This is a genomic window from Pseudomaricurvus sp. ABR4_320, from assembly GCF_056159445.1.
The window spans coordinates 1-26,003 of record NZ_JBSWVF010000014.1 but is presented as its reverse complement, the minus strand read 5'-3'; the positions used below and the strand labels follow the sequence as shown (position 1 = coordinate 26,003).

The 26,003-nt window shown below is 48.9% G+C and carries 24 protein-coding genes; 15 read left to right on the top strand and 9 right to left on the bottom strand.

Annotated features, from left to right (window positions below):
* Positions 1 to 28 precede the first annotated feature (28 nt).
* Entirely contained in the window at positions 29 to 1,723 is a 1,695-nt protein-coding gene (locus ACXAFR_RS21270; protein WP_475180696.1) for an alpha/beta fold hydrolase, read from the bottom strand.
* Between the two features lie 188 nt (positions 1,724 to 1,911).
* Here ACXAFR_RS21270 and ACXAFR_RS21265 point away from each other — a divergent pair, with 188 nt between their 5' ends.
* Together ACXAFR_RS21265 and ACXAFR_RS21260 are read left to right on the top strand one after the other, a co-directional pair.
* Entirely contained in the window at positions 1,912 to 2,922 is a 1,011-nt protein-coding gene (locus ACXAFR_RS21265) for a zinc-binding dehydrogenase (RefSeq protein WP_475180693.1), read from the top strand.
* A 196-nt stretch (positions 2,923 to 3,118) separates the two neighbouring features.
* Positions 3,119 to 3,607, top strand: a complete 489-nt coding sequence (locus tag ACXAFR_RS21260) for an arsinothricin resistance N-acetyltransferase ArsN1 family A (RefSeq protein WP_475180691.1) — start codon at positions 3,119 to 3,121, stop codon at positions 3,605 to 3,607.
* 68 nt (positions 3,608 to 3,675) lie between these two features.
* Here the strand turns inward: ACXAFR_RS21260 and ACXAFR_RS21255 are convergent, their stop codons facing one another.
* Both ACXAFR_RS21255 and ACXAFR_RS21250 read right to left on the bottom strand, forming a co-directional pair.
* Positions 3,676 to 5,829 (bottom strand): TonB-dependent receptor domain-containing protein, encoded by a 2,154-nt coding sequence (locus tag ACXAFR_RS21255; protein ID WP_475180686.1) that lies wholly within the window; start codon positions 5,827 to 5,829, stop codon positions 3,676 to 3,678.
* A 492-nt stretch (positions 5,830 to 6,321) separates the two neighbouring features.
* Positions 6,322 to 7,119 carry an alpha/beta fold hydrolase gene (locus ACXAFR_RS21250; RefSeq protein ID WP_475180684.1) on the bottom strand — a complete coding sequence of 266 codons (798 nt, stop codon included), beginning with the start codon at positions 7,117 to 7,119 and terminating at the stop codon, positions 6,322 to 6,324.
* 138 nt (positions 7,120 to 7,257) lie between these two features.
* Here ACXAFR_RS21250 and ACXAFR_RS21245 point away from each other — a divergent pair, with 138 nt between their 5' ends.
* From ACXAFR_RS21245 to ACXAFR_RS21225, 5 genes are all read left to right on the top strand, one after another.
* Positions 7,258 to 8,289, top strand: a complete 1,032-nt coding sequence (locus tag ACXAFR_RS21245; protein WP_475180682.1) for a nitrilase-related carbon-nitrogen hydrolase — start codon at positions 7,258 to 7,260, stop codon at positions 8,287 to 8,289.
* Positions 8,286 to 9,707 (top strand): aldehyde dehydrogenase family protein, encoded by a 1,422-nt coding sequence (locus tag ACXAFR_RS21240; protein ID WP_475180680.1) that lies wholly within the window; start codon positions 8,286 to 8,288, stop codon positions 9,705 to 9,707. The genes ACXAFR_RS21245 and ACXAFR_RS21240 overlap by 4 nt, the downstream gene beginning before the upstream one ends.
* Positions 9,708 to 9,934: 227 nt before the next feature.
* Positions 9,935 to 11,521, top strand: a complete 1,587-nt coding sequence (locus tag ACXAFR_RS21235) for an FAD-binding oxidoreductase (protein WP_475180679.1) — start codon at positions 9,935 to 9,937, stop codon at positions 11,519 to 11,521.
* A 9-nt stretch (positions 11,522 to 11,530) separates the two neighbouring features.
* The gene (locus ACXAFR_RS21230) at positions 11,531 to 12,532 is read left to right on the top strand and encodes an NADP-dependent oxidoreductase (protein WP_475180676.1); all 1,002 of its coding nucleotides are present in this window, start codon (positions 11,531 to 11,533) and stop codon (positions 12,530 to 12,532) included.
* A 335-nt stretch (positions 12,533 to 12,867) separates the two neighbouring features.
* The gene (locus tag ACXAFR_RS21225; RefSeq protein WP_475180674.1) at positions 12,868 to 13,425 is read left to right on the top strand and encodes a hypothetical protein; all 558 of its coding nucleotides are present in this window, start codon (positions 12,868 to 12,870) and stop codon (positions 13,423 to 13,425) included.
* Positions 13,426 to 13,439: 14 nt separating this feature from the next.
* Here ACXAFR_RS21225 and vapC read toward each other — a convergent pair whose 3' ends face one another.
* Positions 13,440 to 13,871, bottom strand: coding sequence for a type II toxin-antitoxin system VapC family toxin (gene vapC, locus ACXAFR_RS21220; RefSeq protein WP_475180885.1), 432 nt, complete (start codon positions 13,869 to 13,871; stop codon positions 13,440 to 13,442).
* Complete coding sequence (locus ACXAFR_RS21215; RefSeq protein WP_475180670.1) at positions 13,868 to 14,062, bottom strand: type II toxin-antitoxin system VapB family antitoxin; 195 nt, start codon at positions 14,060 to 14,062, stop codon at positions 13,868 to 13,870. Before ACXAFR_RS21215 ends, vapC begins: the two co-directional genes overlap by 4 nt.
* Before the next feature lie 157 nt (positions 14,063 to 14,219).
* On the opposite strand from ACXAFR_RS21215, the gene ACXAFR_RS21210 reads away from it, so the two are divergent.
* The 3 genes from ACXAFR_RS21210 to ACXAFR_RS21200 all read left to right on the top strand — a co-directional run bounded on the left by ACXAFR_RS21210 (position 14,220) and on the right by ACXAFR_RS21200 (position 16,358).
* Entirely contained in the window at positions 14,220 to 14,846 is a 627-nt protein-coding gene (locus ACXAFR_RS21210; RefSeq protein ID WP_475180669.1) for a LysE family translocator, read from the top strand.
* Positions 14,847 to 15,277: 431 nt separating this feature from the next.
* The gene (locus ACXAFR_RS21205) at positions 15,278 to 15,883 is read left to right on the top strand and encodes a LysE family translocator (protein ID WP_475180667.1); all 606 of its coding nucleotides are present in this window, start codon (positions 15,278 to 15,280) and stop codon (positions 15,881 to 15,883) included.
* Positions 15,884 to 15,971: 88 nt separating this feature from the next.
* On the top strand, positions 15,972 to 16,358 hold the full coding sequence (locus ACXAFR_RS21200; RefSeq protein ID WP_475180665.1) for a VOC family protein: 387 nt from the start codon (positions 15,972 to 15,974) through the stop codon (positions 16,356 to 16,358).
* 76 nt (positions 16,359 to 16,434) lie between these two features.
* Here the strand turns inward: ACXAFR_RS21200 and ACXAFR_RS21195 are convergent, their stop codons facing one another.
* Positions 16,435 to 17,838, bottom strand: coding sequence for a solute carrier family 23 protein (locus ACXAFR_RS21195; RefSeq protein ID WP_475180664.1), 1,404 nt, complete (start codon positions 17,836 to 17,838; stop codon positions 16,435 to 16,437).
* Between the two features lie 532 nt (positions 17,839 to 18,370).
* A complete protein-coding gene (locus ACXAFR_RS21190) occupies positions 18,371 to 19,687 on the bottom strand; it encodes a hypothetical protein (protein WP_475180662.1) in 1,317 nt (438 codons plus the stop codon).
* A gap of 690 nt (positions 19,688 to 20,377) precedes the next feature.
* Between ACXAFR_RS21190 and ACXAFR_RS21185 the strand changes: the two genes are divergently transcribed.
* The 4 genes from ACXAFR_RS21185 (at position 20,378) to ACXAFR_RS21170 (ending at position 22,273) form a co-directional block, all read left to right on the top strand.
* Entirely contained in the window at positions 20,378 to 20,683 is a 306-nt protein-coding gene (locus tag ACXAFR_RS21185; protein WP_475180661.1) for a hypothetical protein, read from the top strand.
* Positions 20,665 to 20,856 (top strand): hypothetical protein, encoded by a 192-nt coding sequence (locus ACXAFR_RS21180; RefSeq protein WP_475180883.1) that lies wholly within the window; start codon positions 20,665 to 20,667, stop codon positions 20,854 to 20,856. Before ACXAFR_RS21185 ends, ACXAFR_RS21180 begins: the two co-directional genes overlap by 19 nt.
* A 91-nt stretch (positions 20,857 to 20,947) precedes the next feature.
* On the top strand, positions 20,948 to 21,547 hold the full coding sequence (locus ACXAFR_RS21175) for a CPBP family intramembrane glutamic endopeptidase (RefSeq protein ID WP_475180659.1): 600 nt from the start codon (positions 20,948 to 20,950) through the stop codon (positions 21,545 to 21,547).
* Between the two features lie 231 nt (positions 21,548 to 21,778).
* Positions 21,779 to 22,273: a P-loop nucleotide/nucleoside kinase family protein gene (locus tag ACXAFR_RS21170; RefSeq protein ID WP_475180657.1), complete on the top strand. Its 495-nt coding sequence runs from the start codon at positions 21,779 to 21,781 to the stop codon at positions 22,271 to 22,273.
* 252 nt (positions 22,274 to 22,525) lie between these two features.
* Here the strand turns inward: ACXAFR_RS21170 and ACXAFR_RS21165 are convergent, their stop codons facing one another.
* Positions 22,526 to 23,575 (bottom strand): IS91 family transposase, encoded by a 1,050-nt coding sequence (locus ACXAFR_RS21165; RefSeq protein WP_475180655.1) that lies wholly within the window; start codon positions 23,573 to 23,575, stop codon positions 22,526 to 22,528.
* 1 nt (position 23,576) lies between these two features.
* A complete protein-coding gene (locus tag ACXAFR_RS21160; RefSeq protein WP_475180654.1) occupies positions 23,577 to 24,476 on the bottom strand; it encodes a site-specific integrase in 900 nt (299 codons plus the stop codon).
* 288 nt (positions 24,477 to 24,764) lie between these two features.
* Between ACXAFR_RS21160 and ACXAFR_RS21155 the strand changes: the two genes are divergently transcribed.
* Positions 24,765 to 25,013: a hypothetical protein gene (locus ACXAFR_RS21155; protein ID WP_475180651.1), complete on the top strand. Its 249-nt coding sequence runs from the start codon at positions 24,765 to 24,767 to the stop codon at positions 25,011 to 25,013.
* Positions 25,014 to 26,003: the final 990 nt, after the last annotated feature.

Here is a 26,003-nt window from a genome sequence, read left to right as displayed (position 1 = left end):
ACCCGTACTCGCGCCACTTTTTCCTGCCTCACTCGGCCTTACTCAAAAAACCGATTACCCCATCGACTCTGGCTGCCACATCCGGCACAGGCTTTTCCAACTCCCCAGCCACTATGGCTTCTGCAAGTTTTTCTGCGCCCGCGTAGAGCGGATCCTGCGAGTTATTCAGAACCAATACCTTTTGAACAATGTTCTCCAACGTTGTTGCCGAGAATGCCGCAACCGAAGCCTTTGCCATATCTCCGTACTTGGCAGGTTGCTTGTGAATGCCACGCAGGGCTTCAAACAGATGCTCGGCATCGAGCAGAGGTTCGTGGGTTCTCATGGCCTGATCACCGCGATCAAACCAAGGCCAATGGCATTCGCTGTCGCGCAGCATGTGCCAAATTTGATGCAGGTGCGCGCCGGCCCCATCAAAGGTAAAGGTTGGTGTTAGGTCTGCCAGTTGATCGATACCGTCAAGCGCATCCACTGACGCTACGCCATCCAGGACCAAGCGATCTATCCGGTCTGGCAGCCGCGCCGCCAGGGCTAATGCCAGGCCACAACTCATCTCCGTCGCCAAGATATCCACTTGACGCAACTCACAGCGATTCAACAGGGTTTCAAGCATGTTGAGGTATTGATCCAGCGACGGCTCGACTAACGCATCGGATTCCCCAAAACCGGGCAACTGCGGCAGCAACAGATGCCGCTTACCGGACAGCAGATCCCGCCAGGCCGCCGCTCGCAGCCGCGTCGGGCCCCCCAAAATTAACAGTGGCCGCTCGCCTTCACCAAAGATGCGGTCAACCAGTAGTTGTCCGCCATCGTCCAGGTCGATATAACACCGGCGCTGACTCATGGGTGCAGCCAGCTTAGTCACCACGGGTTCTGTTTGCGTAACCCCTGCAGCCAGGGTTTTGCTCATCCACGTGAGCCACTCGTCTCGATCCTTGCCGAGACGCTGCACCTGTAAATTGGGGTTGTCAGCAACAGGAACCTTATCGAGAAACCCAAACAACACATCGTCGGCCTTGGCGGCGACAACGGTTGGCACTTGCAACGCACTTAACACCGGCAAAGCGAGATAGCGCATGGCAGCAGCATAGGCATCCGAATAGTGACTGCCCGCATCGAAAAGGTCGATGGCATAGTCGTGAATCCAATGGTCAGAGACTTCCAGAGAAAAACGGTTTGCCGCACGCGTATCAAACCAAGGGAACCACCGCAGCATATCCCGCGTGCGCGACCATTCACTGGCCAGAAAACCGCCCGAAGCCTCGGCTGCAAACGGGCGCATATAGCGTTCAATAAACGCCTCAGGAGCGAGGGTTTCAGGCAACGACAAGCCATCCAATACCAGCAGTGGCATGCGCGGGTAACGATGGGCGTACTCCACAGCAATCTTTGCGCTGGTGTGGGTCGCGTACAAGGGCGCCTGCTCTAACCCCAAAGCCGACAGAGAGCTAGCTAACGCCTCGGCGAAATCCCCGATCGTCAGGGATTCTTTTAACAAAGGCTCAGACAACCCATAGCCTGGGGTATCCAACGCAAAAACCGTAAATTCTTCCGCTAATGCAGCCAGGGTTTGCAAATGCAAACGCGAAGAGCGCGGCGAATCGTGCAGCAACACCACCGCAGGACCTCGCCCCGCCACCCGGTAGTGCGTGAGTCGACCGTTTACCTCGATAAAGCGTTTAGAAATTTTTGATTGTGTCTTCTGAATGTCGACGGCTGCCAAACCTATTCCCCCTTAAAAAGCGAATTCGCCAGTCACAGCTGGCTCTGGTGCAATCACAGTTATATGTTATGCTAGCATATCTTTAAGTCATATAGATGGAAAGCGCCCGTCACTCGTCGTAAAGGGTAACAACCCATTGCCGACACCCGACCGCTTACCAAATCGCCACTCTGCACAGGATTCACACTATGGTGCCCTCACACTACCAAGCCATTCGACTGGAACAGTTTGCACAATCGTTTCGTGAGGCCACCCGTATCGTTGAACTGCCCCTGACCGACCCAGCACCCGACGAAGTCGCTGTGCGCAACCTCTACTGCGGTGTTAACGGTATCTTTGATACCCAAATCGCCCGCAATGCCGTCGACTATGTCACCCTCAAACTGCCCACCCTCACCGGCGTTGAAGCGCTCGGCGTGGTTGAAGCCTGTGGCGATAAGGTGACGGATTTAAAACCCGGCGATACCGTCGTCAGCACGCGTTTCCCCTGTGGCTATCGCCGTTGGAATATCGCCAAAGCCAGTGATTTTATTCGCGTCGCCGACGACCGTCCGGAATGGTTGGTGTTGGCGTCTACCGGTGTCTCTGCGTATGTTGCCTTGCACGCAATCGGTGAAATGAAACGCGGTGAGACCGTTGCCATCTCCGCCGCGGCTGGTGGACTCGGCCATCTGCTGGTACAGATTGCACTCCTGAAAGACTGCCACGTGGTTGCCATCTGCGGAGGCGAAGCCAAATCCCGTTTTGTCACCTCACTCGGTGCCCAGCGGGTTATCGACTACCGCAAAGAATCCGTCACGGACGTGCTGAACGAGGAATATCGGGATCGCCTCGACATCGCCTTCGATACCGTCAGCGGTCCCATTCACGATGCCTTTCTCGATAATCTAGCCCCCCACGGCCGTCTGATTGTCGGTGGCGCCGCTCAAGATTTGGAAGGTGAGCCGGAAATGGTAACCCGCCCTCGCATCGCCAATAAGCTCTATTACAAGAGCGCCTCAGTACGCGGCTTTATGAATGGACTTTTGACCGACCACTGGCCAGAAGCACGGCACTGGCTGTTCGACCGCTTCCAGCGTGGGCATTTAAAAGTCACCATGGATCAACCGCAGTTTCACGGATTGGACGGTGTTTACGACGCAGTTGAACGACTGATCAGCGGGCAATCCATGGGCAAAGTCGTTGTCGATCTCCGTTAAACTGTCGATCTCCGTTAAAAAAGAGGCGTGGGCCAATCCAGCTCACGCCATCGTCAGATTCAGATCCTACCGGCGGCAGACATAACGTCTGAAACACCACTCAGCCATTGACAGCCACACGCATTCACATATGATATTTCATATGTATTATTGCTACCCCGCTGACATTGACGCATTACACTAACGCCGCATCCGTATGAACCCTGTTATTCGCCCCGCTACCGTCGACGACGCACCTCGCATCTGCACCATTTACAACGAAGGCATTCAGTCGGGTCTGGCAACCTATGAAACCTCACTGCGAACCGACGACGCCATTGTAGAATGGGTGAGTCACGCAAACGCGTATCCCCTGCTGGTCGCCAAGGCCGATAACGACGTGATTGGGTTTGCAAAATTATCTGAATACCGCCCACGGGAATGCTACAAACACATCGCAGAGTTTTCGATTTATCTTGCGGAAGACGCCAAAGGCAAAGGCATCGGCAAACAGTTGTTGAGCGCGTTATTGGCAGAGGCTAAGCAGACAGGTTTTACCAAAGTGTTATCGCGCATATTCACCTTCAACCAAGCCAGCTTAGCGCTTTGCAAAACTCTGGGTTTTAGGGAAGTTGGTGTGTACGAACGCCACGGCCAGCTCAACGGCAAATGGCTGGATGTTGTGATTGTCGAAATCTTATTGTGACATAGTAACTGGCGGCCTTTCTTGGGGAAACAGGTCAATACAAACCTATTTCCCCGACGCCCGCAGCGCTAAAACCGATAACTCAGGCTTACTTTATAATTTCTACCAGCATAGTATGACGTCAAATCTTCTCCGGAGTCTTCATCGTAGGTGAAATAACTGGTTGTATAAAGTTTATCTGACACATTATCTACCCGAGCCTGCACGACCAAACCGCTATGGAATTGATATGAGGCATAGAGGTTAAATAACTCATAACTTGGATAATCATAAGCGGTTGTATAATCCCTACCGCCCAAGACTCGACGTCCACTACGCGCGGTCATTTCTACGCCCATGCGGCCTTGATGCTCATGAAAATACATACCGGTATTTGCACTAATACTTTTTGGAATAATGTCTGTGAGCTGTATTTTGGCACCATCGTCTTCCAGCGAATAGCCACTCATTTTTTGCAGTGACGCCCGCGCAAACATACGATCATTCTCATAATTGAGCGAGAATTCCCAGCCCTGCACATAGGCATCATCTACATTGGTGTACGTTTGTACTCCGTATGCATCTCCGCCGTATGAACCTACACTGGTATCCAAAGAACCCAGTGTCAATGCAGTAATCATATCTTCGATATCATTATGAATGTAGGTCGCTTTGCCAGAGAATGTATCTGTGTCTGAAAACAGGCCACTTCGAGCATAGACCAAGCCGATTTCTGTATCGATGGATGTTTCGCCTTTGAGTTTTTCATTAGCAATAGTACACATGCTACCGTGACCTTCGATACACCCGTTGGTGTTTGTCGCTTCATAGATGCCATCACCGTCTTCATCGGTACCCGTGAAGACGCCATTTGTGCCGCCCTTACCGTAAATTTCATAAATACTAGGGGCACGATAACCACTTCCCACTAACGCGGATATACCCAAGCCATGGGCGATAGTATTCTCAAATGGGTGCCACAATACCGAAAGTTTCTGACTAAATGCAGACTCGCCTTCAAAATCAGAATCCCAACGACCGGCGGTGTATTCATCGTAACGAATGCTGGCGCCCACCTCCAAATGATCGCTAAAATGGATCGTGTCGCTGGCGAATATGCCAGTAAGCTCACGATAGCTCTTTAACGGTGTGCCATCATCCATTTGATAAGACATATCTATGTTATCTTTGGTGTAATCAGCACCAACGCGTAATACATTTTGCGTGAACCCCAACTGGAACAGGCTGACGTTTTCAAGCTCCGCATAGTCGGTAGTTACACCACCGGTATAATTCCAACTGGTTTCACCGTATGCGAGCTGTTCCCGCTCAATCTCCTCCCGACTCAAACGCAATTTTGTAGAAATCCAGTCGTTATCCAAAGGAGCAAACGTATACTGCAGTGAAGCGGTGTTATCATCAGCGGTGACCTTTGTTTCATCTTCAATCGCCTCGCTGTCGTACTTGACGTAGTCCTGGGTGTTAGCCATATAGCTCACCTCCAAACGCTGAGATTCCGTCGGAGTGTAAACACCTTTTACTAAATAGCTCTCGTCTTCAGACCCAGTCCCGCCATAGGATGATTTGTTGCCATCCGCATCTTCATATGGGTCAGTATCTTTGTAGGATACGGTCGCATTCGCTGAGAATTTATCACTAAACTTTCTGGCCAAATCTCCGCTGAGGTGCCTGGATTCACCGTTTGTTTCGATAGTACTGCGTAAATTCGCACCCCAGTTTTTTCCATTCGAGATAACACTTTCTGGATCTTTGGTTTCTAATAAAACCACACCACCCAATGACCCGTTGCCATAAACATTAGAAGCAGCGCCCGGCACAACAGTGACTGTTTCGTACATATCCATATTTAGCCAGACTGTATCCCGATCATTGCTACTCTTATGCATGATCTGACTCATATTCTTAGGCGCCCCCTCAACTCTCACACTGACAGAACTGCCGGTCATGCCGCGAATAGTAATCTGGCTCCCCTGCGAGCCATTGACGTTATCGACCTGAATACTGGTGTTTTCGCTCAACGCCTCAGAAAGTGTGGCCGCTTGACGAGACTCAATATCCCTAGCGGTCGTAATCTGAGCGCCCTCACTTTCGGACACTCTGGGGTCTTCAACACGACTTTCCGCATCTTCCGTAGATTCAATAACTGTCGTATCCAAAGTTTCAACCGCTTGAACCAAACCGGACGACGTTAATGCGATAAAAACAAAACACATCTTATTCATAGATTTTCTTATCCCTCAGAAAAACAATATCCATCTCATCAACAGGCTCGACGCTCTAAAAACTAAAGGACAAAACCAAGATGATACCTAAACCATAAGGCAGCACACTTTAATAGTGATGATAACCATTTGCATTAAAGTAAACTAACTAATTCCCATAACATTTTGTTATGGGTTAGCTTTTTCGAAGGAGCTGGCTATAGCCTAAAGATGTGTTTGGCGCCAATCGTATGGCCGTTAAACTTTAAATAGAACGCTGAAAACGTATGAACAGAGAAAACAAAGCGCGGCTTTTTATGCTATAGGTACTGCCCGTTGAAAAAAATGAATACACAGTGTGTCAAACATTACGCATAAGGGATGAGCAACCGAACTTACCAGGAAGTATTTAGGGCGTGTTTATCACACCGTGTATCCTGTGCAACTTGCTTGCAGGCGAGCCTTTGAGCCAAAGGCTAGAAGAAACTCGCACCGCTGCGAGGATCAAACTTCTCAATGAAAAAACGACAGCAACATGTCGGCAAACGCAGCGGGCTGTTCAAAGGTGCTGAAGGCACCCGCATCTTTCAACACCTTTGTGGAACATTGCGGATACCGAGTTTCTGCAGCGGCCAACAAATCCGCATCAAAGAAAAGATCATTCTCGGCACCAAACACCAACGTCGGGCAGCGAATTTTCTGCAACCATTCCTCCTTTGCCATCCATTCCAACACGGGAACATGGGCGTCATAGGGACGCAAACGGGCGTTCTGTGCAATCAAGAAGGGCTTTAACCGGGCTTGCAAAGACGCAGTCGGAGCCAACGCCTGATACTTCACCCAAGCTTGTTGCATAAAATTGCCCTCGGCATCCAAAGGCATATCGCGAGACAGCGGCGTTTTGCGCAGGGTTTCTAAGAATTGCTCAATCTTTTCCAGATCCAACAGCATTTCGCAGGAGACAACCACCTGGCTGACACGCTCGGGATAAGTCACCGCCATACACGTCGCCAGAGCACCACCGGAATGATTGCCGGCAAACATGGCTTTTTCAATGCCCAATGCATCCATAAAATCGAGCGTAGCAGCGGCGTAATCCTCAAGCGTCGGCTCAACCTCGGGATCGTAGGAATTACCGTGGCCAATCATATCCGGCGCAATCACTTGAAATTGACCGGCGAGTCGCGGTGCGATCTCTGTCCATTCTTCCGACGACATAGGCGCCTGATGGCACAGAATCAGCGGCGCGCCTGAGCCCATAGTGCGATAGTGAATCTGGCCTTTCGCCAGCTCAACATAGCCTCCTTTCATGGCTTTTATCTCTCTCAATAGTCTGTTTTGACGGGAAATCGGCCACTTATGACCTATTGGTATAATTAAATATCATTTGACAGAGTGACGTCCAGCTTTGATGATGAACACTCGCCCCCGCTCCAAGGAAAATCGCCAATGTCCTACGCCGCCATGGCCCTACAACTCACCGCACAATCGGTTGAACAGTGTCCCGATCGCGACAGTGTGCAGCAGCAAGTACTCGCCATGGTGGCCGATATCGACACCAAAATCGCCGGTGCCGTCGCCTTTACCCGTCAGTTTGCTGGCAGCCCCGTACGTCTGATCGTCTTACCGGAATATCTGTTTACCAGTTTTCCCGGTCGTATCTCTGTCGCTGATTTTGCCGACAAGGTGGCCTGGGATATGGAAGGCAAAGAATACGATGCCATTGCCGCACTTGCCCAGCGTCACAGCCTCTTTTTAGCGGCCAACGCCTACGAGAGAGACCCGCATTTTCCCGGACTTTATTTTCAAACCTGTGTCATCTTTGGCCCGTCCGGCAATCTGGTGCTGCGCTATCGACGCCTGAATTCCATGTTTGCACCAACACCCCACGATGTTTGGAAGGCCTACCTCGACATCTATGGCCTCGACGGTGTTTTTCCCGTGGCGCGTACCGAAATCGGCAACCTCGCCGCCATAGCTTCAGAAGAAATTCTTTACCCGGAGATCGCCCGCGCCCACGCCCTGCGCGGCGCCGAAGTGTTCGTGCATTCCTCATCGGAAAAAGGCGGCCCTGCCCCCACCCACAAAAGCCTGGCCAAGCGCAGCCGCGCCATCGAAAACTTAGCCTATGTGGTCTCAGCCAATACTGCGGGTATCGCCGGAACCGCCCTGCCCTTAGCCTGCGCCGATGGTAACAGCATGGTGGTCGACTGGCAGGGGCAGATACTCTCAGAAAGCGGCAGCGGGGAAACCTTTACCGCAACCGCCGACATTAATATTGAAGGTCTGCGACGCGCCCGCCACAAACCCGGTATGTGCAACTATCTGTCGCGTCAGCGCACCGAGCTGTTTGCCGCCGCCTACAGTGCAACCAGCGTTCACCCGGCCAACTCGCTGCTCGGCAAACAACCGGAGCGGGAGCATTTCACTCAGATCCAGGCGGATGTTCTGGAGCGCATGGATCGCGAGGGCATCCTTTGATCGACGTTCAAAACCCCCGTACCGGCCTTTGTGACTATCGCATCACGCCACCGACGCCCGCAGAAATTGCCAACACCTGTGCGGGTTTACGTACCGCACAGAAGGCTTGGCAGGCACTGTCGTTCCGGGAACGCGCCAACATACTGAGTGAGTTTGCTGACTTACTGCAAAAAAATCGTCGCACGATTGCGGCAGCCCTCACAGAAGATACCGGCCGAGCAGCACTGTCTGGGCTTGAAGTCGACGCCATGGTTGGGCTCGCCCAGCGCTGGGCGCGAGAAGGCCCCGCCATGGTTAAGCAGCTGCAGGAACCGCCCCGCCCGAGTAATGTGCCCGGCATCCACAGCAAGGGGCGTCTGATTCCCTACCCACTGGTGGGTGTGATTTCACCGTGGAATTTTCCGTTAATTCTATCCCTGTTGGATGCCTTCCCCGCACTGCTCGCCGGCAGCGCCGTTATCGTAAAACCCTCTGAAATCACACCGAGATTTAGCCAGCCACTCAGCGAGACCATCGGCCAACTCTCACCGTTGAATTCCGTTTTAGCCGTGGTGAGCGGCGATGGCGCAACCGGCGCCAGCATTGTTGAGCAGGTTGATTACCTGGCCTTTACCGGCTCTGTCGCGACCGGCAAAAAAGTCGCCCAGGCCACTGCCGCGGCGATGATTCCCGCCAGCCTGGAATTGGGTGGCAAAGACCCGGCCATCGTCCTCGCCAGTGCCGATGCCGATCTCGCCGCAGAAACCCTGTTACGGGCATCCATTGCCAATAATGGCCAAGCCTGCCAATCCATCGAACGCATTTATGTCGAACGCCCACTGGCAGAAGACTTTTTGCAATCACTGATCGAAAAAGCCCAAAAGATTCGGTTTAACTATCCCGATATTCACCAAGGGGAACTGGGGCCGTTTATTGATCAGCGCCAAGCGGCCATCGTTGCCGGTCAGCTGGACGATGCCCGCGCCCAGGGTGCCATCATTCACTGCGGCGGCACCGTTGAAAACCTCGGCGGAGGTCTCTACCTGGCGCCCACGGTTCTTACCAACGTCACACCCACCATGCGCCTGATGACCGATGAAACCTTTGGGCCTGTGCTGCCGGTAACCATCGTCGATTCGGTGGATGACGCCGTTGCCCTCGCCAACGACTCTCAGTTTGGCCTTTCCGCCAGCGTGATGGCCGGCGATTTTGCCGCCGCTGAAAAGGTCGCCGCCCGCCTCAACTGTGGTGCGATCTCCATCAACGATGCCGGACTTACCACCATGGTATGGGATCGGGAAAAAACCTCGTTCGGTTTATCGGGGCTCGGACCTTCCCGTATGGGCAGCTCCTCCATCAATCGCTATTTCCGCCGTCAGGCATTGCTCTGCCAGACCGCCTCCCCCATGCCGGTCTCAATTCTCGCCGAGGATCTTTGACAATAATCACGGCAGGCCAGCCAACAGCGGCGTATAAGTTGACCCATGAGGGAGAGCAATGCGTCGCTACCCCGCAGACAGAAAATGGCCGTCGACACGCCTTTTTATTTGTATTATTGTTAGGTCATTAGTATTTTAGCCGTGTGATGTGACGGCGGCTGTATGGCCACCATGGCGTAGCCTGCTAAAAATGGGTCACATCGAAAAATCTGTATAGGAAACCTTCCATGTCTGAACTGATCACTCAACTCAGCAGCATACTAGACAGTGAGGGGCTTCTGACCGACCCCTACAACTGTGCCCTTTATGCTCAGGATGTTTTTACCAAAGCCGACCCCGCCCTCGCGGTAGCGCGGCCGACATCCGTTGAACAACTCTCTGCCTGTGTCAAAGCCGCCCATGACAATGGCGTGCCCGCAGTGCCTCGCGGCGGCGGCATGTCTTACACCTCCGGCTATGTTCCGAAAAAACAAGGCAGCTTGATCGTCGATATGGGTCGTATGGACCGCATCCTGGAAGTCAACACCGACGATATGTACGTCACCGTTGAAGCCGGTTGTACCTGGAAAGCCCTGTACGAACGTTTGGATGGCACCGGCTGGCGCACACCTTTTTGGGGAACCTTGTCGGGCCTCTACGCCACCGTCGGCGGCGGCGCCTCACAAAACAGCATCTTCTGGGGATCCAGCCTGAACGGCAGCGCGGTAGAATCCATCGTCAGCTTGTCTGTTGTTCTGGCAGACGGCAGTCTGCTGGACACCGGCAGTGCCGCACACCGAAACGCCTCCCCCTGGTATCGCCACTACGGCCCGGACCTGACCGGTATTTTCCTCGGTGATACCGGCGCAATGGGCTTTAAAGCCACCGTCACGTTAAAACTGATTCCGGCACAACCCTATCGTCGCGGCTTATCCTTTGCCTCCGATACGCCAGAAGCATTGCTGAATTTTGTTGGCGATGTGTCTCGCCATCAGTTAGCTTCTGAAGTCTGCGGTTTCGATCCCTTTCTGCAGAGCCAGAGGCTGAAACGTGAAAGCTTGGCCAAAGACATCAAAGCCCTCGGCGGCGTAATGAAATCTGCCGGTGGATTCGGCAAAGCCTTGAAGGAAGGCGCCAAAGTGGCCCTCGCCGGTCGCGGCTATATGAAAGACGTGAAGTTCTCCGTCCACACTTTAATCGAAGAACGCTACGACGCTACCGCTACCGCCAAAGAAGCGGACATCCGCAAACTGGCGGCCGACCACGGACTGCGCGAAATTGAAAACAGCATTCCCAAAATTATGCGCGGCACACCGTTCGGCCCGGTCAACTCCATGCTTGGCCCCGAGGGCGAGCGCTGGGCGTGTATCCACGGCGTTGTACCCCACAGCAAAGCCACTACTGTGTTTAATGCCCTGACCTCTCTGTATGAATCCCATCGGGAAACCTTAGACAAACACGGCATCAACACCGGCTATTTGTTTGCCTCCATCGGCCCCAATGCCACTGTGATTGAACCCGTCTTCTTCTGGCCTGATGCCATGCAGGAACTGCACAAGCATGCTGTCGAAGACGAACATCTGCAAAAACTCGGCAAAGGCTTCCCTGAAAACCCAGAAGCCAGAGCCGCCTTAATGCAAGTGCGCAAAGAAGCCTTGAACCTGTTCAGCGAGTTTGGCGTGGTACATATGCAGATTGGTAAATCCTACGCCTACTACGAACACCTGAAACCCCGCTCTCTGGAATTGGTCACTGCCATCAAGCAGCACCTGGATCCAGACAGCATCATAAACCCCGGCAGTCTCGGCCTGGGGCTAGACTCGAATAACTCATAAGGAAAATCCATGAGCACAAGCAATACCGCCGTACAGCTGGCAAAAAACCCGGTAGGACTGCCAAAAGTCGACGACTTTGAAGTGGTAGAACGCCCCATGCCAGAACTGGGCGAAGGCCAAGTTCTGGTTCGCAGTCATACCCTGTCACTCGACCCCTATATGCGCAGCCAGATCGCTGGCCGTCATATCTCTGGCAGCATACAGCCAGGAGACCTGATGATTGGGGAAACCATCGGTGAAGTGATTGAGTCCAATTCCGCCGACTTCGCCGTTGGCGATCAAGTGCGTGGCAAAGGCGGCTGGCAAACCTACTATGCAGCCGACCCAAGCACACTGGCCAAACTGGATGATCGCTTACAGCCGCCCTCTTACGCCCTATCTGTATTGGGTATGCCAGGGCTCACCGCCTACGCGGGTCTGATCTGGAAAGCCGAACCCAAAGAAGGTGACACCCTGCTGGTGGCTGCCGCAACCGGCGCCGTTGGCTCAGTTATTGTTCAGCTCGCCAAACAACGTGGCTGCCGTGTTATCGGTATAGCCGGTGGCGCAGAAAAATGCCGCTTTGCCGAAAAAACCTTAGGAGCCGATGCTTGCATTGATCGCCGCAGCGAAGACGTCGCCGCACGCTTGGATGAACTCTGCCCTAACGGCATCGACATCTACTTTGACTTGGTCGGCGGCAACATTCTGGAACTCGCCACCGAACGCCTCGCCGTAGGCGCAAGAGTAATCCTGTGTGGTTTGGCAGCAGACTACAACCGCGTTGAAGACACTCGCCCCGCCGGACCACCGGTTGCGTTGTTTATCCGCTCACGGGCAACCGTCTTCGGCTTGGTCGTGTTTGACTTTGAACACCGGCGCGACGAATTTATCAACGACTGTATTCCTCTGGTTGAAGCCGGCAAGCTAAGCGTTAGAGAAGATAAAGTGACCGGTCTGGTCAACGCACCAGCTGCCTTTATCGGACTGCTCGAAGGTGCCAATTTCGGCAAGGTGATTGTCGAGATTTAATATTCCTTAAAGACTTATTAGCTCTGCCCTTCTAAACGCCATCTCTAGGAATACTCCCTCGAGATGGCGTTCCCTTCCGCTAAGCATCTAGCAAAGCCCTTAAGTAAACCAAAACAACCAATATAATTATTTGCGCGCCAAACCATCGATAAAACGACCAATTACGCGCATCCCCTCTCTGCTATTGGGCAAAAATGAGTCATGCTCATGTTCGTCTCAGATGAAAAGCGCCTTAGAATAATTTACTATGATTTTCAGGATATTAAAGCGAAAACCGCCAGAATGAAGCGCGTATGCCTCGTATACTACAGTTAGGCGCTCAAGGATCGTACACCATGGAAATCTCAATATTAGAAGCACTTGGAAAAATAGCAGGTGTTGGAGGAGTTTCGCTAGGCGTGGTGGCGTTAGTGTTTAGAGACGTAATACGCAAAAATATTTTCCCCAGCCTGACTAATCCCCAGGCATATAGAGTTATTCAGCAAATTTTATGGTTAACAGTTCTTCTCGCAGCGACCGGTTTGGCTTCTTGGGTTTATGTGGAATCACACTCGAAAAATTCTATGGTAACTAATCAAGAATTTAGCGAGACTAGGAATGAATCGCCAGAATCTTCAAATAGGAATTTTTCCAAACCAATCAGCGCAGAGAATTACCTTTCGATATATAGTGGGGATGGCGATGTACATTATGACTCATATGAACTGAGTGAATATCCGGAGCTCAAAAAGACATTAGAAGAAGTAAACTTAGGTCGAATCGAGTTTCCACAACGGGCGATAGATATATCTCTTATTCAAGACTACTTGAGTTCAGGGGATTTAGACATGGCATATTTTGCCGCATCTGAATTGGTTAAAAAGCAACGTAATTTACGCAAAATGAAGAGATGAGCATAACCAAAGTCTTATACACGAAATCCATTTAGTGGCAGGCCTGATATTGACGGCAAAATAGAGTGTAATTTTAAATATTTAGTGAAGGGAATAAAATCTTTATCGGTGTAGAGAAGAGGAAGGTTTTCGGCAATACAAAATGTGGCAATAAATGTATCTGTCGTTTTTCTTATAGTTGTTCCCATTGCCCGTAGTTTCCTGAAATTATCTGCTGCCTTCACCGCAAGTTCCGCACTCAATATTTTGTATTGCCGTAAACTCAAGAGGTATTTTTTGGCGGTCTTCCAATCAGGGCCGAGGCGAAAGCCTCGCAATATGTCGAAATCAATCAAATCGCCAATTTCAACTTCTTGGTTACCCAAAGTGGCGTATAAGATGTCAATTTCGGTAGTGGGCTTGTCATCGAAAAAATCAATCCATACACTGGTATCAACGACGATCACCAATCCGTTCTCATCCCCTCAAGGTCGCCATCCCACGTTAGCTTGCCTCTCAAGTCGCGTATGTCCTCTTGCTTCTTCAGCTTAATCAATGCCCTAAAACCTTCTTCAACCACTTCTTTCTTGGTTTTAAGGCCAGTGGCGGCTAAGGCGTCAGACATAAGCTTGTCGTCTATCACTATGTTAGTTCGCATGTTGCACTTTTGTATATCTGGGGTTAGCTTTATCAGCGCTTTGGCGTAGGTTCAAAAACATAGTAAACGGTATCACCATCTGCCATCAAGGCTGGTCTGGATCTCAGCAAGCGATACTTGCTGAGGCTAATTCGCCAGATTTTAAACGGAGTAGTCGATGACTATCGATAATTACTTAATATTTATTGTGGCATGCATCGTTTTGTGTGTTGTGCCCGGCCCAGATATGATTTATCTATTATCTCGAACGATTGCTCAGGGAAAAAAGGCTGGTGTTGCTGCTACAGTGGGAATGAATGTTGGCGGTTATTTTCATCTTACAGCTGCTATCTTGGGTATTTCGGTAGTTATTGCGACTTCATCCTTTGCATTTACGCTGCTCAAGTGGTGTGGAGCGACTTACTTGATTTATATTGGGCTCCAGGCCATCTTATCAAAATCCACGCTTAAACTGAATGAAAATCACAAAGACTACCGTACTCTCAAAACAATATTTTGGCAGGGCTTTATTAGTGACGCACTCAACCCAAAGGTTGCAATATTCTTTGTTTCCTTACTGCCACAATTTATTCAACCAGAAGAAGGCAATACACTTGGCCAACTTTTGTTGCTGGGCATAACGGTCAATCTGATAGCACTGACAATCAACTTGGCTATAGTCATTTTTTCTCATTCTGTTACTAAACGCCTACGGCAAACAAGTCGGATCTCAAAATATTTAAAAAACGCCATGGGTTTTATATTTATCGGATTAGGTTTAAGGCTTGCAAATGAAAGGCAGTGAATAATCTAACAACCCGGACACAAGTACCTGGACGAAAAGTGCATCGGTTGCCCCCTGCTACCGCTCGACTAGTTCGGCAGGGAAGATCACTGCGACCCTAAATAAGGAATTTTGAGCACCATGTAATCTTTCGCACAAAACCAAGCATCCAGGACGAAGCATATGCTAAAACAGTTTCTTGGGTGAGAGAGAGCATCTTTTAGAAATACAGATGTTTAGCTTTCATTGCAGCCACAGAAGAAGATCTAGAAATATCAATTTTCTGTTGGTAAAAAAAGAGTCACAACTAAGCAGTAGAAAATGAGTCAGTACACTCCTTGGCTCAGGAATTCGGGCGCTTTAAATGGTATGAATCCTACATTGCGCTTCGCTTCCGTCTGGCTGCCAATAGTTGGGGCATTAAGCCTCCAAAAACCTAGAGAGTTCAGTTTATGGAATTACTGCTCTTCATTTTAGTCTCTGCGGGTGTGATCATTGTCCCTGGCCCAAATGTTCTGGTAATAATATCGACCAGTATTGTTCATGGCCGTCTTCGTGGCTTGCAAACTGTCGCAGGTACAAGTACCGCAATGGTCATCCAACTATTAATTGCTGGGCTTGGAACTACAGTTATTGTTTCAAGCTTAACGAAAGGTTTTCTGTGGTTAAAATGGATCGGTGCTGCCTATCTTATCTTTCTTGGTATAAGGCAAATCCTAAACGCCATTCATGGCGGCGGACAGCCCGATCACATTTCGGCCGTCGGCTCTTTCCAAAGGGGCTTTTGGGTTTCCTTGACCAACCCTAAGACAATTCTATTCTTCAGTGCGTTTTTACCACAGTTTGTTACACCGGCCGACCCTTATTCTTATCAAATCATGTTTCTTTCGGCAATTTTCTTATTAATGGCTGTCGTGTTGGACTCGACATACGCAATTTTATCGAGCAAGCTGGGCGCATTGCTCTCTTCCCGTAACATCTATCGGTATCAAAATGGCGTTGTTGGCTCCCTTTATATAGCTGCAGGGTCACTTCTAGCGGGAACAAAGAATGCCTAACCAAAATCCGCAATAAGACTTACGTTCCACAGCTCTTAGGTAGGCGTAAAGCTAGAAAAAAACATCGAAACTTTATAAGGACATAAAGATGAAGCGAGTAACGGGTATAGGCGGGATTTTCTTTAAAGCTAAGGAGCCTGAGATTCTTCGCGCCTGGTATCAAAAGCACTTGGGAATAGACGTTCAAGTTTGGGGAGGTGCCGCTTTTACATGGTCTGATGACCGGGGCGTTCCCATTGGCGGCTCTACTATATGGTCCATCGCTCCTGCAGACAGTGATCAGTTTGCTCCGGGCAATGCCTCTTTTATGATCAACTATCGCGTTGAAAATCTTGAAGGTCTTATAGAGGCTCTACGTCAGGAAGGTTGTAACGTGCTCGAAAAGACTGAGGATTCGGAGTTTGGCAAATTCGGCTGGGTCATTGATCCAGAGGGGAATAAGGTAGAGCTATGGGAGCCTCCTGTAGAACAATAGAATAAATTCGTGCGAGAAAGCCGATACCGTTTCGAGTATCGGCTTTTGCATTTCTAACGATCAGCAGTCAGACGCCTCAGGCGTTGCCGTAATCCTCGGCTTTTTCTGCAATATGGATTGGCTCTTCCGGTTCTTCTCCGGCATGTTCGCGTAGTGCTTTTTTGCTGCGTTTTTCGATCAGCAAATAAAGCACAACACCCGCCGCCAGACCCCAGGCAGCACCGTAGACCGCCAGAACCACGCCCATGGTGCCAGCAACCCCCATAGAGGTGGCGTTATCCACTTGCTCAACCGCCACGCTGATACACAGGTAACCGGTAATCAGCAGAGTGATAGACAGAGCAATGGGCAATACCGGCTTGAACAGTGTCACCAGCGGCAACATGAACAACGCGATGAAACCGACAATCCAGAAAACGCTGGCACCACTGTAGATGGTGTCCATTGCGGAACGACCGTAACGATAGCGCTCAGCGATAGTCGCCATAGCACCGGTGAACAGCGGACCAGCCAGACCCGGATAAGGCGCAAAGAAGGAGTGAATCAGATTACGAATACCGGTGATGATATGCACACGGTCAACGTTCAGTTCGATCTTCTCGTCGGGGCGCAGATGGTCAACACGGTCCAGCAACGACTTGCCCACAATGATGTCACCGAAGGCGATGATATAGGCAATCACAGCGGTCGGAATCGCCATCCAGAAGATACTAAAATCAGGAAAGCCAACGGTGAAAGGAAGGTAATTGATCATTTCACCAAAAGCAGGAGTAGTCAGACCAAACTGTATATCAGGCAACGGGTATTCACCGATGATCCAGCCAATGCCCATGGCAATCAGGGTACCCGGAACCATACCGTAGCCGGAAATAACTTTGGCCCAGCGATGCTTTTCGATCAGGTCACGAAACGACAGTGAGAACAGCGTATAAGCGGTGACGGCAAAGCCAATGCTCAGCGCGTAAGGCGTTGTCGCCAGACGACCACCTTCGGAGATTTCCCCGGTGATTGCGGCGATACCGGCACCCAGTAGAATGCCCGCCTTCATGGAACTGGGGAATAAATCTACCAACTTGGTTCCAAGGCGTGTGATACCGAGGAAGAAAAAGATAAAGGTCACCACCAGTTGCAGTCCAACCAGCGCCCGAATGGCATCGGGACCCGGCTCAAACTGGCCGATAAACAACAGCACTACAGGAATCGCCGGGGTGATCCATCCTGGCACGAAAGGCGTTCCCAATAGCGTCGGTAGCATAAAGCCGACACCACAAACAACCACATAGGCCAGCGCCACGTCGTAGGGTAATCCGAGATATTTTTCCAACAGCGGAATCATGGCCATAGCGACGACAAACATGATCATCGCCTGAATGGTTTCTGCTATTTCCCAGCGGTAGTGAATGAAAGGTAGCCGGATTTTGAATGGCCCGGCGGGCCAATAGGGGTGCTCTTCCCCATGCTTGCGTTGAATCAGTGCCATAGTAAGCCTCGTCTGATAATTGTGATTGAAGTTCTGAAAGGCGCTCGATTATTTCGAACTGCTTTAAAGCTGAACGACGCAATTATTTTTTTGGAGGCGACCTAGATTGCGCCAAAATTAGGGCAACGACAGAGACCTGTCGATAGTCGAGTTTTAGACATTAGTCTAATTTTTAGACTAATGGATAAGCCCTTTCCCTTAGGGGTTTATACTTACTTACTAGAATTTTATTGATCGTTTTGATTTGATTGATTAATAGACCGTGTTTGCTCATTTGGCGCCAGTATTAAAGACACCGCTGTCAAAAGCACAACAAAAAAACCTGCCATCACAGCAGGACAAAAACAGCACCAATGAGCAAACGCGTTGGTAGAGGAAAGGACTTGGCATGGAACAAGGCTGAAACTGAAAAGATAAACCCCCGTGATCGAGAGGAACAGGATCATCGGTATCCTCTGTACGAACGGAATCGATTAATCTGTCTAACTGAAATTACGATTTTCAATGATTACGGTTAGAGAAGGACTCAAACCTACTCCTCAGATAAATCTTCGGGTTCATAGAGTTCATTCTCTAAGGTATCGCAGCCATATTGGTGAACAGCATTAAAGATTTGGTTATCCATGATATTGGCGCGTTTCAACGCTTTCACGGCGATGAGGAGAACATATTGATATAGAGTCGCGTTTTCGCTCAGCTCAAGCTTCCATTTGGAATAGATGTAAGATTTTGAGTCAAGAGGAATTGGAATCAAGCACAATTGTTCTCTTCTAACGACGATTTCTTCTGCAGTGTTATCGAAGCACAGGAAGGTATTTATGCTGGATATGGCGCCCCGTGCGTCATGACTTCGATTTTTTGCTTCGATGAGGTACCAGAAATAATCACTAAGTTCTGGCGACCGCTGCAACCGATCGATAGACGTCGACTCGGTGGTATTTATGTTACTCCTGGGACTCGAGTGGTTGGCCTTCAAAAGGCTGGCGATCTTATCGATGGTATTTTCGTCACATTGGGAACAAAATTCCGGATCGTGATGATCGTAAAGACGCTGACGAATCCCCTCTTTCATCAGGGCGGTTCGTAGAATGACCAAATCGTATTTGCTGATGACGACGGACGAACTCTTGGAAAGCACTGCGTCATTTATCGACTTTTGTAACGTCGGCAGGTCAGCTAAGCAGAAGAGGCTTTTGGAATATAGCCAAAAACCGCTGTATTTATAATAGCGCCATACCTCATCCAAATAGTCTTTTAGAAATGACAACGTTTCCAGGTTGCTCTTAATGACGATTTTTCGAGAGAGGATTGAGCGCTTTATCGATATCTTCAGGCAGCTCAAAGTCTGTTTTTGAGTTCTGAATGAAATCATCGGAAAGAGCTCTCTAAGTGGCTCTGGTACATGATTTGACCATTCTGCTACGGTCAGATTCGAGAGTTCTTTATTGATACGGTCGGAACCAAAGACGTCGATATAGCCGACAAATCTGTGCCCTATCGAGCTGCGGGCTAGTAATTCACCGGAGAGACCGTGCTCCTCGTTGACATACCCATAGACGTCCAATATCGCGGGTGCATGGAAGAGTTGATGAATGATCCCTACCCACTCAGGACCGGTGAAATTAATGACCAAATAACCCGATTTCTGAAAGGACGCATATCCGTCGTAAAATGGATCGGCTTTGATGTTTTGATCTAGGTAGGGCAATCCCGCTGCACGCAATAAAGCGGATATTACATCCATGGACAGTGGCTTGTTGAAGGCCTCCAAAACGTCTGGAGTAACCTTTAGAGCGATGCGGCCATGCTCTTCGTCGCGCACAGAAACCACGTTGCCTGAAGCGCGCACAGTATGCGGTAATCCTTGCACCGTTGGAAAATCCCCTTTTCACGTCGATACCTAGGAGGTACTGGTAGGCCTAATAGCTATCAGATCGAAAATACCTCTGATTCTTCGATCTACTCTACAGTGTGAAGACTTGGGGCAGGAGTCTTACAAGACGTATACTACTTTTCTACCGGTACTGCGTCTATAGACATTACATTTTTGTTACAGTTTCATGAGCCGTGGCTAGCCTGGCGTCGAGGATCGCAAATCGAGACAAGGTCACGTCAGGTATTACTTCGTATGGTCAAAAGCTGAGTGCAACCGATCCTTGCTCGAGTCCAGTTGGCACTTATCAAATCGCACTGCTATCTGCTCTTTCAATATTTACTATAATTTTCAGGGTATTTGAGCAGAATTCTTCGCTTCGGCACAAAACGCGTATACCTCATAGACAACTGTTATGGTTTTTTTAATGGATGATTTTGCAATCTAGAGAGCGCTATTTTTACCAATAATTCGGTGAATCGTGCGTTTGAACTCTAAGAGAAATGGCTTCGTAAAAAAAGATACGGCTTTGACCTACGAGCTTGTAACAAGCACGTATCAGGATTAACCACCCTGCCCGTTCCTTTGCGGGCTTTGGACAAAAATATACTGGCGTTCTATTATAGCCAGTGTCTACCGCGTCAACTGTCATGTTAGCAGGAAGCTATGACTATTATTCAAGCATCAAAAAGTGATTCTCTCACTCTTTCTCAAATCATAAGAGATTCGAATTGGACTGTAGCCCAGCAGTTTCATATCAATAAAGAAAACAACCCTAAGCATCCATCATTCTACACCGAGCAATGGGCAGGTACTGATTTCGAACGTGGTGAAATTTATTTTATCTTTAAAAAGGGAGATACTCCTTTAGGGTGTGTAGCTTTTAAAACGCTAACAAGGATGTTGGATACCATAATAGGCTATCAGTTTTACCTGATCATCAAAGGCAAGGCATTGGTGAGGCTTTTGTAAACCATGTACTGCAACATGCAAAATCTCGCAGCATTTCAACGATTAGTATCGGAATTATCGCTGAGTACACAGCCCTCAAAGATTGGTATTTAACGTTGGGTTTTAAAGAAAACGGTACTAAGCAATTCCCCCACCTACCATTTAGCGTTATGTTTATGGTTTATTCATTGTAAAGCAACCAACAAGGTAGTCAACGGACAGACAAAGCTGCGCTTTGCCTGCCCCGCACCACAATGCGCGCTTTCTATCGTACACACGGGCCTTATGGAAAATAAAAATATATACATCATTCTAGGAATGCTCATTATTTTTATGGGTTCCTTTATAGTAGTTAATGTAGTTAACGATTTTTCCGGATTTCTTACCTACATGGGATTTGCAGGGGAAAATCAAGGAACATTTGTTAGCTGGGCTTTGGCCACTTTGACAATATTGTTCTATTGTTGGAGCGCTGCCAGTATTTCGGATGTGAAACACTACATGTTCATGTTCGACAGATTGAAACTGCTAACGATCGTTGCAGCTATATGCGCTGGAGTCGTTGAAGAGATTATTTTCAGAAAATGGGTAATGGATTACTTGAATAATCGTGATTTCTCTATAGTTGCTCAAATACTCGCCTCTGGTATTGCTTTTGGGGTTGCCCACGCTATCTGGGGAATTAGAAATGTAAAAGCAGGCATTAACGCGGTTCTTTCAACGTTTTTATTGGGGATAGTATTAGGCATTATCTATTGGGTTGGTGAGCGTAGTTTAGCGCCGTGTATTTTTGCACATTTCGTTATATCTGCGTTAATTGAGCCTGGGCTACTAATATCTGCCAATAATAACAGGCTTGGTTATTGGTCAGAGAAAAAAGTCTAAAAAGCCAATCGGTCCAGTCACTTTGACTTTTCACTCTTGGATAGCCTCGCTGTTGGCGGCATTAAGGTTAAAATTTTCGTTCACAGGGCATTCTGCGAGTGCCTAAACAAGTCATTCAAGGGCAACCGACTATTATAATGCTCAAGAATAAGCTAGCTATTGTAAGAGTGAAGCCATAGATAATACGGGCACGCTTCATCGACTACTGTTAAACATAAAATGAGATCGGGGATGAAAACAGGAGAGTTAATATTTTTCTGTGGAAAGATGGGCTCAGGAAAATCAACCAAGTCAGCCGCGATAGCTCATGAAAGGAATGCGGTGTTACTTTCCGAGGATGAGTGGCTGGAATCACTTTACCCAAATCAAGTAAGGTCATTAAAAGACTATATTAAATTTTCAAATTTAATTAAGCCTCAAATGAAAAAGTTAGTACAGTCTATCTTACTTACGGGAACAGATGTTGTCATGGACTTTCCCGCCAATACCGTTTCTCAGCGCGAATGGTTCAAGGCTATTTTTTCAGAAATCGAAGCGCCTCACCTGCTGATATATATTGAAGTTTCGAACAATATTTGCCTTGAGCAGATTGCCAAAAGGCGCAAAGAAAAACCGGAAAGAGCAGCAACAGATACAGTTGAGGTCTTCGAAGCGGTTACAAAATATTTTGTGGCACCCGAGCCAATTGAGGGCTTTAAAATAGATAAGATTATACAGAATGTATAACAAATAAGGATATGTCGCGCGCAGCCGCGACATATCCCATTGTTGAACCAGCCCAAGCGCGCGCGGAAGTTTCTATTAATAGGAAATAAATAACTCGAAGGATTGACCTGTCAGGATGCTTTTCGCATCGACATTTTTTTGCAGGCGAGCGCAGGACTCACCCGTCAGGGTGATTTAGAAAAAATGGCTAATGGTGCGTTTTTCTCCTCCTATCAATGAGTGAGTTTAGGGTTGTGATTGCTGCCCAAGCGGTTACCCCGACGCGTAAATGGCCGGCCTAAATACAACAAAACGCATGACTGATTGGCATTGAGGGCAGCTTGGTTTTGCCGGTGGTTTTCTGGTTTCAGTGCTGGGTAAAGCAACGCGGAATATCCATTGCACAACGCGCAACTGGTGTTTGGCGTTGCCGTGTAAAAAGCCGTAATCGCGAGCCCGCCGAAAGCCTTTCGGTAAGGTGTGCTGCAGCACCAGGTAAATAAAATGTTCTGCACTCACGGTACGAGTTTTAAATTGATGGCTCTCGCTGTCGCGAAAGCGGAAGGTGATATTGGTGCCATCGTCTTCTAAAATGTTGTTGTTACTGATCACGCCCCGATACAAATAGCGGGATAAATATCGCAAGGCCGAGCGGCCGCGACCAACATTTTTGCATTGCACCACCCATTGCTTGGGTGTGCGTGGTGGTTGTAGTCCGACGGCGGTCAGTGCTTTTAAGAATTTGGCACGGAACACTTGGGCCAGTGCATTGCCGTTAAATAAGTATTTTCTTTTGGTTTTTCGCCATTCACGCCGTCGGGCGTTAATTGCTCCGCCCGGTACCACCACATGCACATGGGGATGATAATCCAAGCGGCGGGTGTGGGTGTGCAACACCGAGCAAAAGCCAGGATCGCCGTTCAGCGAGGTATCGTTACTGGCGAAGGTTTTTAAGGTGTCGGCAGCGACTGCCATCAGTAACGAGTAAACCTGCTTGGCTTGGGCTTTGGCCAAGGAACGCAATTCACTGGGCAAGGTAAAGGTAACCATAAAATAGGTCACGGGGAGTAGCTTTTGTTCTTGGCGAGCTAGCCAATGTTGAGTGCTCGTGTTTTGACATTGATTGCAACTGCGGTGCCCGCAGGAATTGAGTGACGATTGTTGATGATGGCAGCTGCCACATTGCCAATCCACCTCGCCATAGGGGCCTTGTCGGCAACCGTCGATGGCATTCAGTGCCGACCACTGATCCGTGGTAAGAGTGTGTCCATATTGGGCGAGAAAACGGTCTTTGTGACGGTGAATAATCTCTTGGAGGGTCATGTTACTCGCCCCACTGAATGCGCAGTTTCGCCATCAGGCCATTAATGCGCCGATCGGTATCGGTTTGGGTCACACGCGATAATTGTGTATACAGAGCTGTGGTTTTGGGGCATTCGTGGCCCATCTGTTGTTGGATGGAGCGTAACCCAACCCCTGCATCGGTGAGCAAAGTGCCGTAGCAGTGGCGTAGCGTGTGAATACTGACCTCTTTGTGGATACCGACATCGGCGACAATCGTCTTGAAGGACTTTTGTGTGCCGCCACGATCCATGTGCGTATCGGCAGCAAAGCGCTCATCACGGGTTTTGCCGCGAGGGAATAGCCAAATTGGATTACGATGGGTAATCCAGTAGGCGCGCAGGGCTTGCAGCGTTAACTCGGGTAAAATCACGTACCGATCCTTTAGGCCTTTGGCCTGGCGGACGTGCAGCAGATTCTGCTCGGCATCGATGTCGCGAACTTGGATCGATAAGGTTTCTGCTAAGCGCAGGCCCATACTGAAGCACACCAAGATAAACGTTTGATAGCGCCGCTCCCGAGTGCCATTGAGTAGCCGTTGAATCTCATTCAAGGTCAGCACATCGGGCAGGGTTTTGGGTTGCGGGGGCTTAACAATAGAGAGCCAATCCCACTCTTGTTTTAGGACATGTTTGTAGAAAAACTGAATGCCATTACGATCGACCTTGACGGTAGACCAGGAGTGCGTAGAGATTAGGGACTCGAAATAGGCTTCGAGTTGCTCTTTGCTGAGTACATCAGGAGGGCAGTCGAAATAGTCACTGAGGCGGCGAATCGCGCGGCTGTAGACATCAATGGTAGACTCGGCTTTCCCCTGACGTTTAAGCGCGCTAAGATGTTTGCGGTACAGTGACTCGTATCGTTTCTGCTGTGCTTTGTTCATAAAGATATTCCTCTAGTCGTCGTGCGGGCTTGCACGTAGAGGAATTATCTTTATTTTTGGGATTTAATGACTTTGCCGCGCAGCGGCTTGGTTCAACAAGGCCATGAATAATCTCGAACTCTACGGGCTAGATTTGTCGGTGCCCTACCCCATCACAGATCGTCTACAGGATCATTTTTAGCGGAGACAAAGAATGCCTAACCAAAAGCGGCAATAGGAATTCCTTCAGTAGCCCTTAGACAGACGTAAGGCTAGAAGACAACATCGAAACATTTTAGGGAGACAAAGATGAAGCGAGCAACAGGTATAGGCGGGATTTTCTTTAAGGCGAAGGAGACTGAGATTCTTCGTACCTGGTATCAAAAGCATTTGGGCGTTGATGTTCAAGTTTGGGGAGGTGCCGCTTTTACATGGTCTGATGACCAGGGCGTTCCCGTTGGTGGTTCTACGATATGGTCTATCGCTCCTGCAGACAGTGATCAGTTTGCTCCGAGCAATGCCTCTTTTATGATCAACTATCGGGTTGAAAATCTTTAAAGTCTTATAGAAGCTTTGCTCCAGGAAGGTTGTGAGGTTATAGAAAAGACTGAGGATTCAGAATTTGGCAAATTCGGCTGGGTCATTGATCCAGAGGGGAATAAGGTAGAGCAATGGGAGCCTCCTGCAGGGCGATAATAAAATCCAGCGGGTCAATAGAGAGTCTAACTAGTAAGCAAGCGGGCCAAGAAAACTGCGCCCGATTCTAGAGGCCTTAGGCTTCACCACTAATTTGCACGGAGGTTGCTTTGGACATAGACAAATATCGTGTGATTTTAAATGTCAGCAACTTTGATGAATGCGACATTTCTATAAATCACTTTTTGAACTAAAGGAAAAGTATTCAAAAGTCGATGGCGACTTTAGATTAACTTGTCTTGAATTCGGCACTGGCTATTTTATGATCGAAACTGATAGTGTAACCTCGCCTTCAGAAAAAGACGTTTCTCAATGTCCGACCATCTTACGTTTTAACGTTAATGACGCACAAAGTGCTTTTTCAACCGTCTTGTCTCACGATCCAAATGCCAGGTTACTGGAGAATGATTGGGGGACCAAAATCAAGTGTGTTGATCCAGATGGTAATCCAATAAGCATTCGAGATACAGTAGGGTTTTTACCCTAATAAATCTAACGGGCGCTGGTTTGGCCGACAATTGGGACTGGACGGACACCTGCCCTACTCTTACGTCCGATCCGTCTTAATAATGACCGAGCTTGCCGCTTATTCAAGCTTGATTTTAAAATATAAATCCAAACAAGGTGGCTCCTTCCCGGTGGCCGCAACGAAGGGTGCCAAAAACTAAAAATATCGCCCCTAAAGCAAGACCAAAAATTGATTCAGCGCCAAAATAATCGATAGTGCGCCAAATTAAGCATAGCCCTTCTCTTTTATCCGATCCTAAACGTTCGTTGTTTCGCTTTTCTATAAGTTATTTCTTGACATGCACTGATATCTTCGGATTTATCAATCAATAAATTATAATAAAT